The sequence below is a fragment of the Methylobacterium amylolyticum genome (assembly GCF_030700245.1).
Taxonomy (GTDB): domain Bacteria; phylum Pseudomonadota; class Alphaproteobacteria; order Rhizobiales; family Beijerinckiaceae; genus Methylobacterium.
This window is the reverse complement of the sequence record NZ_JAUYZI010000044.1, coordinates 19,572-33,915: the sequence shown is the minus strand read 5'-3', so window position 1 is coordinate 33,915 and position 14,344 is coordinate 19,572. Positions and strand designations below refer to the sequence as shown.

Below are 14,344 nucleotides of genomic sequence, written 5' to 3'. Positions count from 1 at the left end.
CAGATCCCACCGGTCATGGTCCGTCCGATCCGCCGGGCGCCAGTCCGGGTGCCCTAGGGCCGCGGTCCGACGCGGAAGCGGCCATCAGGCGTCGATCTTGAATCCCGCCGCGGTGGCATCGCGGTAGAACATCTGCACGGTCTCCAGGGAGTACTCCGCGAGGTCCTTCCCGCCGAGCTGGAGCTTGGCCAGGATGTCCGGCGTCGCCGTGATGATGTCGCAGCCCGCCTCGTCGGCATGGTAGACGTTCAGCAACTCCCGCGGGCTCGCCCAGAGCAGCTGTGCCCGCGGCGCGATCGCGCGAAGTGCCTCGCGGCAGGCGACCATGTGCGGCACCGGGTCGATGCCGGTGTCGGCGATGCGGCCGGCGAAGACCGAGACGATGTGGGGCGCCTCGCCCCGCAGGCTGCGGGCGACCTGCTCTACCTGAGCGAGCGTCATGATCGCCGTGACGTTGAGCATGATCCCTCGATCGGACAGCGTCTCGATCACGCGACCAGTGTACTCGCCCGTCGTCGTCGTGACGGGGATCTTGACGTTGACGTTTGCTCCCCAGCGGGCGATCTCGCGCCCCTGCATGATCATATCGTCGATGTCGTCGGCGAACACCTCGAACGAGACCGGACGATCGGGAATGGCGGCGATCACCTGCCGCGCGAAGCCTGCGTAGTCTGTGATGCCGGCCTTGCGCATCAGAGTCGGGTTCGTCGTGAATCCCGCGATCAGCGAATTGCGATAGAGCGCCAGCATCGCCTCTAGCTCAGCGCCGTCAGCGAACAATTTGATCTTGAAGGGTCGCATGCCTCAGCCCTCGGTTGCGGCCGCGTCGGCCGAGATGATCCATTCGACGATCGCCGGCAGGGACGGACTGCGGAAGTCTACGACCTCCGGCGGCGCCTCAGCGGTGTACCCAAGATCACGAAAGGCCGTGCGGCAACCGGCGCGGCGTCCTGCGTCGATATCGCTTGCCCGGTCGCCTACCATGAAGCTCCGTGCGAGATCGATGCTCAATACGTCGGCTGCACGGAGCAGCAGGCCGGGCTTTGGCTTGCGGCAATCGCAGCTCTGAGCCGCTGTATGCGTGCAAACCTCGATACGATCGATCGCTACCATCCCGCTGAGCCGATCGTGCATGTCCTCCAGCACAGCTGCATCCACGAGCCCTGCGCCGACGTCGGGCTGGTTTGTGACGACAACGAGGACAAAGCCTGCCCCTTTCAGCCGCTCAAGGGCAGGACCAGCTTCAGGGTAAACCGCAAAATCGGCGAGTTTGCGAACAGCGTAGCTGCGTCCATTCCGAAACTCCGGAACGACGATCACGCCGTCACGATCTAGGAAGACTGCCTTACGAGCCACGCGCTTCTGGGTACTCATCACCATTTCGTCGCGTTCATTTGTAAGTCAGGATGCGACACGAGACAGTGCCAAACAACGCCTTGGAACGCTTCAGAGATCGGTGTAATCAAGTGCTCCTCCGTCTTCGGCACTACCACAACCGCATCTCCCTTCTGTGCGGCGTAGCCGTCGGGCCGACCGATGATTGCAAAGGTTTTGGCTCCGCATGACTTCGCGAGCTTGATCGCCTCGACGAGGTTCGTGCTGACATTACGTTCCTCGCTACCACCGCCAACCGATAGTATCAGGATGGCGTCCTTAGCATTTAGGCGACTCACCTTAAGCCATGCCGAGAAAACTGTGCTCCAGCCTTCGTCGTTGGTTCGAGCAGTTAACTCAGAAACGTTGTCGACCGGAGCATAGGCTTCAATCCCGCACAACTTACGAAAGTCGTTGACCGCATGGCTGCAATTGCCAGCGCTGCCACCGACGCCAAGGAGGAAGAGCCGGCCATTCCGGCCACGCAGCGCGACGAGTTCGGATGCGAGACGGTCGACCGAAGCAAGGTCGAGTTCGCTCACAGTACGCGCTACGGCTGCAAAATACGCTTGCGTGTGGCTCAAAGTACTGACCTCTTATGAATCTATAAAATAGGGCGGTTTTTTATTGCCTTCAAACCATAACCCGTCCGCCCCTCGTTCGAGGCGCGCATTAGTTGCAACGCAGGCTTGCCGTCAAGGCAAATAGCCCTATTGACCGGGACCGATTTAGGTTCGTGCGAGCCATGCTCTGTCTGGAGCATGTCCCGGCACGGCGAGCGACCTCCCTCCAAGCCACTGCCAGCCACTGTCCCGGAGCGCTGCCTTTTCGTTCCGGTTTACGGCCGATTTGAGGATAATCCGCTCTGTGATTGGCTCTCCGGCGTGTTTCGTGGGAGGGCGGCCTTCCGGTTGGCTCGTGGCGTAGCTCTTCGCTTGGGCTCAGAGCGGGGCGTGATCAGGCTTGTCCCTAGAGCCGGCTGTCGCCACCAAGGTTTGCAGATCACGCCCGCTGCCACAGAGCCAGCCCTTCAGCACGTGGCCCAGAACCGTTACCATCGCCAAGCTGCCGCCCTCCCGATCAGCGGCGGCAAGGCCGTACGGCTGCACCGCGTCGTTCTACACTTCGGTTGACGCGACGAGCTTTGGCCCTGCTGCGCCTTCGCAGAGCGCTTCCGGAAGCTGCAGGCCCTCGGGCTTAGCGTACCTAGAGCCTCGTCCAAGCGCAGGCTCTGACAGGTCTCGTTCTCGGTGGCCGGCTCGCCCCGCCAGTCCGCGTAACAGGCTATGCCGATCAGCGCCACGGGCCATCTGCGAGTGATTCAGAGCTTGCCGTTGCCGAATATAGACCGGCCGCGCATCGGCCGCGTCGACGACTGGACACTGCGCAAAGAATGGATCTACGGTACCTTCGTCCTCGATCTCGAATACTGTCATTCTATTAATACGTGATTGCGCGCGTCACCTGAAAAGCAGCCGGCGCAAACTCCATGAACTTTATCTGAATCATTTTCGCGCGAGCATCTGTAAGTACCGGTGACGCCCATATTTGTTCGAACGAGTGCGTCAACGTGCTGAGGGGTTCGCCCTCGGTACCGGTCAATAGCTGGTTCGAGACGCAGTAGATTGTCGCTGTGCCATTAAGAAAAACATTAAACTGCAAAAATGGTAACGCGCACAAAATCCCGTATCCCGTTAAATGCTTACTTCAAATTCTCCGGCCCCTGCGATTGAAAAGTGTGTTTCAAACTAACTCACTTCATTCAATTTTCCATCCAGTGGCGGCTCGGAACTCCAGGGCAATTATCGATGGCAAAAGAGTCAATTTTTAGCTTAGCTTCGTGAGCAGTTGGGCGCCCGCGCCTGTTGTGGATCCCGATCTAAATATCTTGGCAAATACGCGCTTCTGACTGCTGGAGCTTTGTAAGTCGAATGATTTCTCTCGAAGGCATTTACCAAGATTTGTAATTTCCAGCGTGACGGAGCAGCTACGTTCCAGGGCTAGCAATGATAAAAGCATGCGAGGTTTCCTGCCGCTACTTGTGATAGTGGATCAAGAGCCTAGGAACCATCCTGCTGCTCCGTCGTTATGCTCAAAGCGAGACCGGAGTGCCGTCATGCTGAAGCCGATCTATGTCGTTGCCTCGAACCGTGCCAAGCAGAGTGGTTGGTACATTGCTGACGCGTCTGGTGCGGTTCTTCCCGATGGGCAAGCGTATGCTGATAAATCCGAATGTTACCGGGCGATCGCTAGATTATCATGACAAAGAATTTTAATGAATCTTTCCACTTTGGCTTCCGTCCTTCAATGCAGGAGGATTAATTTATTTAAACCATTAATTATAAATGTGAAATCCAATAATTTCAAATGAGAACTGATAAATGATAGAGCGCATTGCGAGATCGCGCACAATTGTTGCGTCTGCTTTACACTTGGCTTGATGATAAAGTTACGAGGGTTATTTTTAAAATAAATAGATTAATTTTTTTATCTTCATTTTTCGTTTTTGAACGTCTCTGCGAGTCCGCTGTCGAGATCAAGTTGTGGGATAAACCCCACTTCTTTTTGCAATCGTGTTACGTCCGCTTCTATCGCAAGCGGCTCGGAGTTCGTGCAAGGGTGCGCTCCGTAATTGATTAACCCGTTTTGCCCAGTTATCCGCCAAATTTTTTCCAGAAGGTCTCGGATTGGTACTGCTTTGCCAGAACCGACATTGATTGGCCCTGAAACGTCGGAGTCCATTAGGATTGCGAAAGCAGACGCAACGTCGACGACGTAGCTGAAGTCACGTCGCTGGTATCCTGCGGTCGTGCCAAACCTCTCGCCTGCACGGAGAGCTCGCATCGCGTCACTCACCAAGCGCCCAGCCTTCTCACCCGGTCCGTAGAGGAAGAACAATCGGCCCCAGGCGAAAGACAGGCCGGTCTCGGCCGCGTAGGCTTCCAGCACCCGCCGCGTGCTGTCCTTAGCCGCACCGTACAGCGTCGAGGGAGCGCAGAGCGCATCTTCGCGCAGGCGTTCCGGTCCCCACGCGTACTCGGCGCAGGTGCCCGCCGCGACCGCTCGCTGGCCGCCGCACTCGCGAAATGCTCGGACCAATGTCAGGCTCGCCCCCACCCAGTCGAGGTTCAGCGCCGAGCGCCAGTACAGCCCTGGCTCCGCATACCACGCCAGATGCAGCAGATGGCTGGCGCCGATCGCCTCGACGATCCGCCGCACTGCTGGTGCATCGAGGAGGTCGACCGGATGGAACGTCGTGCAGCCCCCTGATGGCGGACGGCGTCCCAACGCATGCACCTCGAAGCCCCGCCGCTCGAGCGCCGGGACCGCGTGCGCGCCGACGAAGCCCGTAGCGCCCGTGACGAGGACGCGCCTCGCACTCATCGGAATGCTCCTGGGCTCACGCAACCGTCTCCGCGCCGGTCCAATCCGGGTAGGTCCGATCGCGCTCTGCGATGATCGTCACCGGCTCGGGCCAAGTCACGTCGAGGGCCGGATCGTTCCAGCGCAGGCCGCGCGCGGCATCAGCCACGAAGGTGCGATCGATCATGTACAGCACCTCGGTGTCGTCCAGCAGGGTCTGGAAGCCGTGCGCGAAGCCGGCTGGAATATAGAGCGCGGCCCGGTTTCCGGCGGTCAGCTCGACCGAAACCGCCCGCAGGTAGGTTGGCGAGCCAACCCGCAGGTCGACGATCACGTCGTGGATCGCGCCCATCGTGCAGCGCACAAGCTTTGTCTCGGCGTGGGGTGCGATTGAGAAGTGCATCCCACGCACGGTCCCACGTCGGTGATTGAACGAGACGCTGGACTGACGAAAATGCCCGACGAGCCCGCGCGCCTCGAGCGTCTCCTCGCACGCAGTTCGCGCGAAGAAGCCCCGCGTATCCGAGTGCGGACTGATCCCGATACGGTAAGCGCCCGGCAGCACTTCCTCGAAGATCATGTGGGCTCCAAGATCATGCGGGCTCTGCGAACCTCAATCGACCGCCAATTCCGGGATCATCGTGACGAAGCGGCCGCCCCATCCGCGGATCGCGGACATCTCGGCCATGATCTCCGCCTTCAGATTCCACGGCAGAATCAGGACCGTGTCGGGCCGCATCTCCAACAACGCCTCGGGCGCGATCACCGGAATGCGGCTGCCGGGCAGGAGCGTGCCCTGCTTGTGCGGTGAGCGGTCGGCCACAGCCTCCACCAATTCCGGGCCGATCCCGCAATAATTCAGGAACGTGTTGCCCTTCGCCGCCGCTCCGTAACCGACCACGCGTCGACCGGCCCGGCGCTCCTGGATCAAGAACTCCAGCGCCGCGCATTTGATCGATACGACATCGGCGGCGAAGCGCGCGTAGCCCTCGGCCGCAAACAGGCCGCCTGCCTGCTCGCTGGCGAGGATCTGCTCCACCGCCGGTGTCCGGGCGTGGGCCGAGGCCTGGTGGCAGAAGAACACGCGGAGTGAGCCGCCGTGCGTGGGCAACTCCTCGACGTCGAACACGCGCAGGCCCGAGCGCTCCAGGATGCCCGACACGACGCCGAGCGACAGATACGAGAAATGCTCGTGATAGATGGTGTCGAACTGTTTGTGCTCGATCATCCGCAGGAGGTGCGGGAATTCGAACGTGCCGGCGCCGTCGGGCTTGAGCAGCACGGCGAACCCCGCCACGAAGTCGAGGATGTCGGGCACGTGAGCGAGCACGTTGTTGGCCGCCATCAGGTCGGCGGCGTGGCCTTCCGCCTTCAACCGTTCCGCCGTCACGCGACCGAAGAAGGCCACCTCGCTCGGGACCCCTCTCTCGCACGCCACCGCGGCGACGTTGGCCGCGGGCTCAACGCCCAGCACCGGCACGCCGCGGGCCACGAAGTACTGCAGCAGGTAGCCGTCGTTGGAGGCGACTTCCACCACCTTGCTGTCCCGCTCGAGCCGGAAGCGCTCCGTCATCGCCGCGACGTAGCGCTCGGCGTGGCGCAGCCAGCCGGAGGAAAAGCCGGAGAAGTAGGCGTAGTCCGAGAAGATCGCCTCCGGGGTCTCGAACGCCTCGAGCTGTACCAGCCAACAGGCTTCGCAGACGTAGGCGTGCAACGGATAGAACGCCTCCCCCCGCCGCGCGCGCTCCGGCGGCACGTAGGCATTCGCCAGCGGCGATAGGCCGAGATCGGCCACCGTTCGCGACAGCTCCGTCCCGCAGGCGCGGCAGCAGGGCCGAGCCGCCACAGTGCTCTGCCCGGAGCTCATGCCACAACCCTTCCGACTTCCGATGCCAGCGGACCGTCCGCCGCCGCACCCCTGGCTCGACCAGCGGCGAGCGCTTCGTAGCGCGCGATCTCAGCGTCGCACAGGCCAGCCGCGTCCGCGCCGCGAAGCTGCGCGCGATACCACGCTCCGGTCCAGTCCAGCGCTTGGCCCAGCCGCAACCGCCGGTCCCAACCGAGCCGGCTGCGGGCCTTCGACGCGTCGACCTTGAGGAACGTCGCCTCGTGCGGATGCTGGCCTTCCGACACGCGCCACGCCGCCCCCTCGCCCCAACCCGCGGCGAGCTTGGCCACAACATCGGCCACCGGCCAGCAATCCTCTTCCGCGGGTCCGAAATTCCACGCCTCGGCGTAGGAGGCGTCGCTCTCCCCGCACAGGGTCTCGGCCAGCCGGAGATAGCCCGACAGCGGCTCGAGCACGTGCTGCCAGGGCCGGATCGCTCCGGGCGCTCGGATCTCCAGAACCTCGGCGTGCGAGAACGCGCGCACCGCGTCGGGCACGAGGCGATCGAGCGACCAATCTCCGCCGCCGATCACATTGCCGGCGCGCGCGCTGGCGACCCGCGCAGGGTGTTTGGCCGAGGTGCCTTCCGCTCGCCCTTGCGGGCTGAAGAACGATGCGCGGTAGGCGGCCGTGACCAACTCGGCGCAGCCCTTCGAGTTCGAGTACGGGTCGCGCCCCCCCATCGCCTCGTCCTCGCGATAGGCCCAGGGCCACTCCCGGTTCTCGTAGGCCTTGTCCGAGGTCACGATCACGGCGGCGCGGACCGATGGACAGGCGCGTACGGCTTCGAGCAGGTGGACGGTGCCCATGACGTTGCTGGCATAGGTCCCGACCGGATCCTCGTACGAGGGCCGCACCAGCGCCTGGGCAGCCAAGTGCAGCACCACCTCCGGCTCTGCCTCGCGGGCGCAGGCGCGCAGGGCATCGAGATCCCGCACGTCGCCCGTGCGATGGTCGATCCGGTCGGCCACGCCTGCGAGAGTGAACAAGCTCGGCAGAGTCTCCGGCGGCAGGGCGAAGCCCGTAACTCGTGCGCCCAGGCGTGCCAACCATAGGCACAGCCACGCACCCTTGAAGCCGGTATGCCCCGTCACCAGCACCGAGCGCTTGGCCCAGAAGACTGGATCCGGGTTGAGAGGTCCGATCAACGGCCAGTCTCCATCGGCGCGCCCTGCCCCCAACGCGGCTCGTCTGATCACCAGACTTTCCACGGAGCAGACTTGGTTGCCCACAGCGCCTCAAGCTGGTTCTTGTCGCGCAGCGTATCCATCGCCTGCCAGAACCCTGTGTGGTGGTACGCGTGCAGGTCACCCTCCCGCGCCAGCCTCTCCAAGGGCTCGTTCTCCCACACGGTGCTGTCGCCGGGTATGTAGTCCAGGACGGCCGGATCGAGCACGAAGAAGCCACCGTTGATCACAGCCCCGTCGCCCGCCGGCTTCTCGCGGAAGCTGCGGATCGCGTCGCCCTCCAGTTCGAGCGCGCCGAACCGACCGGGCGGAGCCACCGCGGTCAGCGTCGCGAGCCGTCCGTGTGCGCGGTGAAAGGCTTTGAGCGCCGTCAGATCCACGTTCGAGACGCCGTCGCCGTAGGTCATGAAGAACGGCTCGGTCCCAAGATAGGGACGCACGCGCCGGAGCCGTCCGCCGGTCATCGTCTCGGCGCCCGTCTCGATCAGCGACACGCTCCAATCCTCGGCGCCGGACCGATGAAACTGCACGTTACCCGAGCCGGTGGCGACGGTCACGTCGGAGAGATGAAGGCGATAATTAAGAAAGAATTCCTTGATCATGTAGCCGCGGTAGCCGAGGCAGACCACGAACTCGCGCACGCCGTGGGCGGCGAAGATCTTCATGATGTGCCACAGGATCGGCTGGCCGCCGATCTCGACCATCGGCTTGGGTCGCGTGCCGGTCTCCTCCGACAGGCGCGTGCCCAAGCCTCCTGCGAGGATCACCGCCTTCATCCTAAACCCCGCTGGGCTCCCAACCGCGATCCATGCACCGCTCCGATGAGCCCTTTCAGCAGGCGCGACTCCGATCCTGGGTCGCCTTGTGACCAAGCGACCGCGGATCTCGATCTCGACCAGCCGAACCAACGCGGCTGCGGGCCTCAGCCGTCCCCGAAGCATACGGGAGATTTTTGAGATCTCGGCATCGATGCAACGTGGCCGCAGCTACCATGTGGCGCACGGTCCGTCGACCTCGTCGGCGGCGAGTCGATTGCGGGCCTCACGGAAGCGGGCCCCTCTCACGGCGCACGCCCTAACCGTTCGGCGCGAGAACAGGGTTCATTCGAGGCTATCGCATCGGAGCACTACCCGCGACCGAAGACACGAACATCCTTGAGATGGAGGGGGACGACATTGTCGACCGTGATCTTCACGAACCGAACGCTCTCCCCCGACAGCCGCAGGTCGAGCGGCGTCGCCGCATCCCAATTGGCGACGACAGCATCGAAGGTGAGTCTGAGATCCTCGGGACTCGCGCCGACGTAAACCTGCATGCGATTGGCGCGCCAGCCGAAGGCGGTCGGTCGGTTGACGATCTCGATCCGCTCCACGCTGTGCGGCTCTCCGAGGTCGAGAAGCCACCAAGGGCATTCTTCCGTCTCGGTATGGAAGAAAAAGTCCTTGTCGCCGCCATCCGGCGTCATCATGCCCTCGACGGGCGACCAGGGCGAGGGCGAACTCTGCGTCCACCGCTTACCCAGGGACACGCAGATCTCTTGCGACCGTGACCCGGCCTCACGGGCGCGCGAGCCCAAGAGCGTGTCCTCGAACACCCCCAGCGTCTCCTGAAGATGCTTGGTGGTGATATCACGCCCGAACAGGATGTCGGGCAGCTCGAACCGATCGCGGATCAGAAGGTTGCTCAGCACGCTCTGATCGTGGCGATGGTCTTGGAAGTCAGGAAAATTATCGAGACCGCAGGTGTTGGGCTCGTCCGTCAAGATCCTCGAATCGCGGCAGTATCCGAGCCATTCCGCGACGAGGCGGCGCGTCTCCGGCCCGGCGATGAAGGCCATGTAGGTAGCGATGACCTGCTCACGCTCCCAGTAGGCAGGGGTATCGCACCCCATGTGGTAGAAGCAGTCGCGCTTCGTCCAGCTCCGGTTCTGCGCCGGCTTGCGCGCGATCGCGATGCGCCGCTCTCCTCCGGACAGCCATGCCAGCATCGGCAAGATCGAGCGCCCGAGGACATTCCCGTCCTCGGGCAGGCTGTCGTTGTAGACGATGAGGTCGCCGTCCTCGCTCGTCTCAAGCGCGCGGGAAACGATATAGGGTTTCCAAAGCCAATAGCCCTGACCCCGCGCACGCTGGAGGATGTCTCGGTTCTCGGAAAAGAATGGCGTCGCTCGCACCCGGTCGAAGGTCCAACTCTCGATCGTCTGGAACTCGCCGGTCGCCGCCGCTGAAGCCGTGAAGATCCTCTGGCGGTCCACGTAGCGCTGACCCGAGGCGAAGGTGACCAACACGCGACGGACCGCCCGGAACCGATGTCGCAACCCGAGCGACATCGCTTCGCGCTCCGCAGCGCGCCGTGCCTCGTAGCTGTTGGCGGTGAGGCTCGCCGAGCGCACCGCATCGTCGTAACGAATGTCGACGATCATCGCATCCACCGGTTCAGACGCTGCATACCATCCACCGAGGACAGGGCTGGGTGTAAGACTCCAGCGTGATCTTCTCTCAGCATCTGAGGATCTACTGCAATTCTAAGGGAGGAAGAACAGTCTGCGGCGACGGGCATTTTCGTTCGGGTTGCCTCGTGGGAAGGCGCCCGCTATCAGACGAGCCCGGCGATCCGGGCTCGCCGCGGCGTTCGAACGGTCAGCGATGCACATCATACACAAGACGCGTTGCCGGGTGTGTGGCAACCCGGCCCTCAAGCCGGTGATCGATCTCGGGATGCAGTACCTGCAGGGTTCGTTCGTCAAGCCCGGCGTGCAGGCCCCGCCGAAGCGGCGCATCCCGACCGAACTCGTGCGCTGCGATATCGCGACGAACGAGGAGGCCTGCGGGCTGCTGCAATTGGCCCACTCGATCCCCCCGGCGATCCTCTACGCCAATTATTGGTATCGCTCGGGCACCACGCAGACGATGCGCGACCACCTGGCCGGCATCGCGCGCACAGCTCAGAGCCTGCGCGGAACCCGGCCCGCCCGCGTCCTCGACATCGGCTGCAACGACGGCACGCTCCTGCGCTCCTATCCCGACGGCGTCGAGATGTGGGGTGTCGATCCTTCCGACATCGCCTCGGGCCTAACCCACCCGATCCAGGTGATCAACACGGTCTTCCCCTCGCCCGAGACCGAGGTCCGGCTCAAAGGCAAGGCCTTCGACGTCGTCACCTCGATCGCCATGTTCTACGACCTCGAGCACCCGGTCGCGTTCGCCCGGCAAATCGAGGGGCTTCTCTCCGAGGGCGGCATCTGGGCGCTTGAGATGTCGTACATGCCCCTGATGCTGGTCAAGAACTCGTTCGACACCGTCTGCCACGAGCACCTTGAGTATTACAGCCTCTCGGTCCTGCAGACGATCATGGCACGGGCGGGCCTGCGCATCTTCAAGATCGAGTTCAACGACGTCAACGGCGGCAGCATCCGCTGCTGGTGCTGCAAGGCCGCCTGCTTCGCCTACGACACGGACGAGGCGCGCGATCTCATCCGGCGCGTGCAGGTGCGCGAGTTCGAGATGGAACTCGACACCGACACGCCCTACGCCGAGTTCCAGGCGCGGCTCGACCGGCTGAAGGCGGAGATGACCGACCTCATCGCCTGGATCCGCACCGAGGGCAAAACCATCCACGTCTACGGCGCCTCCACCAAGGGCAACGTCCTGCTGCAATGGTACGGGATCGACCACCATCAGATCCCCTACGCCGCCGACCGCAACCCCGACAAGGTCGGGGCGATGACGCTGGGCACCGACATCCGGATCGTCAGCGAGGAGGAGTCGCGGGCGATGCGTCCGGACTACTACCTCGTCCTGCCCTGGCATTTCCGCGCCGAGTTCCTGGAGCGGGAGCGCGAGACGATCCTCGCGGGCACGAAGATGATCTTCCCGCTCCCTGAGATCGCCATCGTCGGGGCGGAGAACATCGACGCTGAGATCGCGCTGGCCCGGGCCGAGCGGACCGAGGCCACGCGCTACCTCGCCGGTGATCGCTGAACCGGGCGATCCTACGAAGTGCCGATCCGCTACAGGAAGTGGCGAGCGGTTGACCGACCTGCCGTCGCTGATCGACGGCCACAACACGGTCGCGCCGCGCACGATGCGCGTGCGGCCGTCTCGATACCGGGCGTGACGCGGTTCCGAGCGACCACGCCGTGAGCGACGGGGATAGACGATGGAAGCGATCGGCGAGCCGAAGAACGCGGCGTCAGCGGGCTCCGACGCCCAGGGCAAGGCTGCCGCCCACGAGCCCGCCGCACAGCCGGTCTACGACCTCGCGGGCAAGCGGGTCTACGTCGCCGGGCACCGCGGCATGGTCGGCGCGGCCATCGTCCGCCGCTTGGCGAGCGAGGGCTGCGAGGTGCTCACCGCCGGCTGGCCCGGCGTCAACCTGATGGAGCAGAGCGAGGTCCGCGCCTGGATGGAGGCGAACCGCCCGGACGCGGTGTTCCTCGCCGCGGCCAAGGTCGGTGGCATCCATGCCAACGCCACGCGGCCGGTGGATTACCTCTACAACAACCTGATGATCGAGGCGAACCTCATCGACGCGGCCCACCGCGCCGGCGTCGAGAAGCTGCTGTTCCTCGGCTCGTCCTGCATCTACCCGAAATTCGCCCCCCAGCCGATCGTCGAGGAGAGCCTGCTCACGGCGCCGCTCGAGCCCACCAACGAGCCCTACTCGATCGCCAAGATCGCGGGGATCAAACTGTGCGAGGCCTATCGCCGCCAGCACGGCCGCGACTTCATCTCCGGCATGCCGACCAACCTCTACGGACCGGAGGACAACTTCGACCTCCAGACCAGCCACGTCATGCCGGCGCTGATCCGCAAGGCGCACGAGGCCAAGCGCAGCGGCGCGCGCGAGTTGGTGATCTGGGGCACGGGGACGCCGCGGCGGGAATTCCTGCACGTCGACGATTGCGCCGACGCGCTGGTGTTCCTGATGAAGCACTACAGCGATCTCGGCCACGTCAACGTCGGTTCGGGCAGCGATGTGACGATCTTCGAACTCGCGGAGTTGGTCGCGGAGGTGGTAGGTTTCGAAGGCACCATCGTCACCGATGCGTCGAAGCCCGACGGAACCCCGCGCAAGCTGATGAGCGCGGCCAAGCTCCAAAACCTAGGCTGGCGGCCGCGGATCGACCTCGCGGAAGGGCTGCGCACGACCTACGCGTGGTACCTCGAGAACTGCTGAGGGCGCCGGCCCAAACCGGCGCCGCGGACCGCCCGGCCGCGGCTCACATCCGATCCTCAAACACGAGGTTCTCGGCCGGATACTCGACCATCAGCCGGCGCTGGGCCTCGGAATTGGTCCACTCGCCGATCTTCATGTAGCCGCCGCCGACCTCGCGGACCTCGATGGCTTGGCCCACCGTCTCGATGCCCTGGAAGCCCTGCGGCCAGTTGCACGAGAAATAGAACACCTGATCCACACGCTCGGAGAGGTGGCACACCCCCGGCCCGAACGAGCCGAACCCGAAGACGAGATAGCGGCCGTTGGCGATCGCCGCGACGTCTTCGGCCAAACTGCCGCTCTGCGTCGTCAGCGGCAGGCCGATGCGCGTCACGTAGTCTTCCAGCGCCGGGATCACCGGGTTGGCCCGGTTCTCGAACACCATCTTGACTGAGCGAATCTTTCCTTCTCCGAGCAGGCGCTCGATCACCATCTGATAGAAGGACAGGGGCGGCTGCGGGTAGTTCGGGTCGATCCAGGTGCTGAAGATATCGCCCGAGCGGATATGGATGATGAGCTGATCCTCGGGCTTTGCTGGGAACACCGGCGGCAGCCCGTTGAACACGCGATGGATGTAGCTGTGGACCACCTCGCGCATTGAGAGCGGATGGCGCGCCTGGACCATCTTCTGGAACGGCAGGTCGAAAAACATGCCCGACAGGAAGGTGCCGTCGTCCGGCAGCGGCTCGCCCGCGGGGATGAAGGTGATCCCCTCGCAGGTCAGGCGCTCCGTCAGGAAGATCGCCTGGCTCCGATCGATCTTCGGGATCTTGATGAGCGTCAGCCCCAAGGCGCGCGCGACCGAGATGGCGACGTAGTACTGCACCAGGCAATTGCCGAAGGCGCCATTTTCGAGAAGCGCGATGCCGACCAGCGCCTTCTTGCGGGGGCGTTCCGCGCTCACGAAGCTGTAGGAGGTGTGGAGCACCGCGCCGGGCCGCTCGTGGAGGATGTTGAAATCGACGCCGAGCTGGCGGCGAAACACCATCAGGTCGACGATCGCGGCCTCGCACCACACGTGCAGCCTCGCCGCCTGCCCGGCGGCCGCCGGAAGCGAGACACGGACATGGCGCGCCCACGCCCCCGCCCCCGTCGCGACGGGCACGCGCATCTCCCGATCCGCCGCGCTGAGCGGGGCTGCCGTCTCGGGCTCCGCCCAATCCTGCCCGTCGGACGAGAACGCCAACCGCAGGCCACCTCCCTCCCCCAGATCCGGAACGCCGGGCTCAGCCAAGCTCACCGAGACGGCGTGGATCGGAAATCGCGCGCCCAGATCTACGCGGAGCGTGATCGAGCCCCGAGTGTCGCCGTGCCG

General features: G+C 63.9%; 13 protein-coding genes. 3 read left to right on the top strand and 10 right to left on the bottom strand.

The window, feature by feature from the left end; translation table 11 throughout:
* Positions 1–84: 84 nt before the first annotated feature.
* Genes Q8W71_RS24850 through Q8W71_RS24840 form a run of 3 tightly spaced genes read right to left on the bottom strand, consistent with a single transcriptional unit; the run spans position 85 to position 1,958 of the window.
* The gene (locus tag Q8W71_RS24850; protein WP_305528097.1) at positions 85–801 is read right to left on the bottom strand and encodes a transaldolase; all 717 of its coding nucleotides are present in this window, start codon (positions 799–801) and stop codon (positions 85–87) included.
* 3 nt (positions 802–804) lie between these two features.
* Positions 805–1,374 carry a D-glycero-alpha-D-manno-heptose-1,7-bisphosphate 7-phosphatase gene (locus tag Q8W71_RS24845; RefSeq protein ID WP_305528096.1) on the bottom strand — a complete coding sequence of 190 codons (570 nt, stop codon included), beginning with the start codon at positions 1,372–1,374 and terminating at the stop codon, positions 805–807.
* A complete protein-coding gene (locus tag Q8W71_RS24840) occupies positions 1,374–1,958 on the bottom strand; it encodes an SIS domain-containing protein (protein WP_305528095.1) in 585 nt (194 codons plus the stop codon). Before Q8W71_RS24840 ends, Q8W71_RS24845 begins: the two co-directional genes overlap by 1 nt.
* 1,532 nt (positions 1,959–3,490) lie before the next feature.
* Between Q8W71_RS24840 and Q8W71_RS24835 the strand changes: the two genes are divergently transcribed.
* The gene (locus Q8W71_RS24835; RefSeq protein ID WP_305528094.1) at positions 3,491–3,637 is read left to right on the top strand and encodes a hypothetical protein; all 147 of its coding nucleotides are present in this window, start codon (positions 3,491–3,493) and stop codon (positions 3,635–3,637) included.
* Positions 3,638–3,867: 230 nt separating this feature from the next.
* Here Q8W71_RS24835 and Q8W71_RS24830 read toward each other — a convergent pair whose 3' ends face one another.
* The 6 genes from Q8W71_RS24830 to Q8W71_RS24805 all read right to left on the bottom strand — a co-directional run bounded on the left by Q8W71_RS24830 (position 3,868) and on the right by Q8W71_RS24805 (position 10,234).
* The gene (locus Q8W71_RS24830; protein ID WP_305528093.1) at positions 3,868–4,758 is read right to left on the bottom strand and encodes an NAD-dependent epimerase/dehydratase family protein; all 891 of its coding nucleotides are present in this window, start codon (positions 4,756–4,758) and stop codon (positions 3,868–3,870) included.
* 16 nt (positions 4,759–4,774) lie between these two features.
* Positions 4,775–5,317, bottom strand: coding sequence for a dTDP-4-dehydrorhamnose 3,5-epimerase family protein (locus Q8W71_RS24825; RefSeq protein WP_305528092.1), 543 nt, complete (start codon positions 5,315–5,317; stop codon positions 4,775–4,777).
* A gap of 33 nt (positions 5,318–5,350) precedes the next feature.
* Positions 5,351–6,604, bottom strand: coding sequence for a class I SAM-dependent methyltransferase (locus Q8W71_RS24820; RefSeq protein WP_305528091.1), 1,254 nt, complete (start codon positions 6,602–6,604; stop codon positions 5,351–5,353).
* On the bottom strand, positions 6,601–7,770 hold the full coding sequence (gene rfbG / locus Q8W71_RS24815) for a CDP-glucose 4,6-dehydratase (RefSeq protein ID WP_305528112.1): 1,170 nt from the start codon (positions 7,768–7,770) through the stop codon (positions 6,601–6,603). The genes Q8W71_RS24820 and rfbG overlap by 4 nt, the downstream gene beginning before the upstream one ends.
* 50 nt (positions 7,771–7,820) lie before the next feature.
* Entirely contained in the window at positions 7,821–8,588 is a 768-nt protein-coding gene (gene rfbF / locus Q8W71_RS24810) for a glucose-1-phosphate cytidylyltransferase (RefSeq protein WP_305528090.1), read from the bottom strand.
* A gap of 350 nt (positions 8,589–8,938) precedes the next feature.
* Complete coding sequence (locus tag Q8W71_RS24805; RefSeq protein WP_305528089.1) at positions 8,939–10,234, bottom strand: galactose-binding domain-containing protein; 1,296 nt, start codon at positions 10,232–10,234, stop codon at positions 8,939–8,941.
* A 223-nt stretch (positions 10,235–10,457) separates the two neighbouring features.
* Here Q8W71_RS24805 and Q8W71_RS24800 point away from each other — a divergent pair, with 223 nt between their 5' ends.
* Positions 10,458–11,792 carry a class I SAM-dependent methyltransferase gene (locus tag Q8W71_RS24800; RefSeq protein WP_305528088.1) on the top strand — a complete coding sequence of 445 codons (1,335 nt, stop codon included), beginning with the start codon at positions 10,458–10,460 and terminating at the stop codon, positions 11,790–11,792.
* Between the two features lie 178 nt (positions 11,793–11,970).
* The gene (gene fcl / locus Q8W71_RS24795) at positions 11,971–12,990 is read left to right on the top strand and encodes a GDP-L-fucose synthase (protein WP_305528087.1); all 1,020 of its coding nucleotides are present in this window, start codon (positions 11,971–11,973) and stop codon (positions 12,988–12,990) included.
* A 43-nt stretch (positions 12,991–13,033) separates the two neighbouring features.
* Here the strand turns inward: fcl and Q8W71_RS24790 are convergent, their stop codons facing one another.
* Positions 13,034–14,140 carry a coagulation factor 5 8 type domain-containing protein gene (locus Q8W71_RS24790; RefSeq protein WP_370875525.1) on the bottom strand — a complete coding sequence of 369 codons (1,107 nt, stop codon included), beginning with the start codon at positions 14,138–14,140 and terminating at the stop codon, positions 13,034–13,036.
* Positions 14,141–14,344 lie beyond the last annotated feature (204 nt).

What these genes read in the sequence shown, in the direction of transcription:
- Q8W71_RS24850 (WP_305528097.1), bottom strand. Translation starts at nt 801, where the DNA reads ATGCGACCCTTCAAGATCAAATTGTTCGCTGACGGCGCTGAGCTAGAG.
- Q8W71_RS24845 (WP_305528096.1), bottom strand. Translation starts at nt 1,374, where the DNA reads ATGAGTACCCAGAAGCGCGTGGCTCGTAAGGCAGTCTTCCTAGATCGT.
- Q8W71_RS24835 (WP_305528094.1), top strand. Translation starts at nt 3,491, where the DNA reads ATGCTGAAGCCGATCTATGTCGTTGCCTCGAACCGTGCCAAGCAGAGT.
- Q8W71_RS24830 (WP_305528093.1), bottom strand. Translation starts at nt 4,758, where the DNA reads ATGAGTGCGAGGCGCGTCCTCGTCACGGGCGCTACGGGCTTCGTCGGC.
- Q8W71_RS24825 (WP_305528092.1), bottom strand. Translation starts at nt 5,317, where the DNA reads ATGATCTTCGAGGAAGTGCTGCCGGGCGCTTACCGTATCGGGATCAGT.
- Q8W71_RS24820 (WP_305528091.1), bottom strand. Translation starts at nt 6,604, where the DNA reads ATGAGCTCCGGGCAGAGCACTGTGGCGGCTCGGCCCTGCTGCCGCGCC.
- rfbF (WP_305528090.1), bottom strand. Translation starts at nt 8,588, where the DNA reads ATGAAGGCGGTGATCCTCGCAGGAGGCTTGGGCACGCGCCTGTCGGAG.
- Q8W71_RS24805 (WP_305528089.1), bottom strand. Translation starts at nt 10,234, where the DNA reads ATGATCGTCGACATTCGTTACGACGATGCGGTGCGCTCGGCGAGCCTC.
- Q8W71_RS24800 (WP_305528088.1), top strand. Translation starts at nt 10,458, where the DNA reads ATGCACATCATACACAAGACGCGTTGCCGGGTGTGTGGCAACCCGGCC.
- fcl (WP_305528087.1), top strand. Translation starts at nt 11,971, where the DNA reads ATGGAAGCGATCGGCGAGCCGAAGAACGCGGCGTCAGCGGGCTCCGAC.
- Q8W71_RS24790 (WP_370875525.1), bottom strand. Translation starts at nt 14,140, where the DNA reads ATGCGCGTGCCCGTCGCGACGGGGGCGGGGGCGTGGGCGCGCCATGTC.